This window comes from Arhodomonas sp. KWT, from assembly GCF_010993615.1.
This window is the reverse complement of sequence record NZ_WNXE01000722.1, coordinates 1-849: the sequence shown is the minus strand read 5'-3', so window position 1 is coordinate 849 and position 849 is coordinate 1. Positions and strand designations below refer to the sequence as shown.

1 protein-coding gene is annotated in these 849 nt (G+C 70.4%); it reads left to right on the top strand.

Going from position 1 to position 849, the window contains the following annotated elements; translation table 11 throughout:
• On the top strand, window positions 1-750 hold a 750-nt coding region (locus tag G7A99_RS21985; protein WP_163144104.1), incomplete at its 5' end, for a biotin--[acetyl-CoA-carboxylase] ligase.
• Window positions 751-849: the final 99 nt, after the last annotated feature.

Below are 849 nucleotides of genomic sequence, written 5' to 3'. Positions count from 1 at the left end.
GACGCGCTCACGGGAGTGAATGCCCCCGAGCTGCAGGTGCTCGAATCGATAGATTCGACGAACGCCGAGCTGCGCCGCAGTCCGCCGGAAGCGGGGCGCGTCGGAATCGTCATTGCCGAGCGTCAGACGGCGGGGACCGGCCGGCTCGGCCGCGCCTGGGCATCGCCCCCCGGCGGCGTCTATATCTCCGTTTCCTGGCCGTACCGCAACCTGGAACGCGGCCCCACCGGACTGACCCTGGCCGTGGGTGTGTGTGTCGCGGAGCGGCTGCGCGCGCTGGGTGTCGGGCGTGCCGCCGTCAAATGGCCGAACGACGTCTGGGTGGATGGCCGCAAGCTCGCGGGGATTCTGACAGAGCTCAGCGGTGATCCCACCGGCCAGTGCCGGGTCGTCGTGGGTATCGGGGTGAACTGGCGCTCTGGCGACGCGGAGGACGGCAGCGGCCTCGCGGCGCCGTCGGTGGGGGTCGCCGATATCGTGTCCGAACTCGATCGCAATACGCTGGCGGCCGGTGTGGTCAATGCGGTGGTCGAGGCGTGCGCGACCGTCCCGGCACGCACCGCAACCCTGCTCGCAGAGCGCTGGCCCGGGGTGGACCTGCTCGCGGGGCAGGCGGTGGTGATCCATCTAAGCGACCGCCGGGAGGAGGGCACCGCCCGCGGTATCGATACCGACGGCGCACTGCTGGTGGAGACGCCCGGGGGCGTCTCCCGGTTCTTCTCCGGCGATGTCCGGGTGAGGCCAGCGTGATGCGATTACTCTTCGACGTCGGCAACAGCCGGGTGAAATGGGCCATCGTCGACGCGGGAGAGATCCGACACAGTGGCGTGCTGCCGCCCGGTGCGGGCA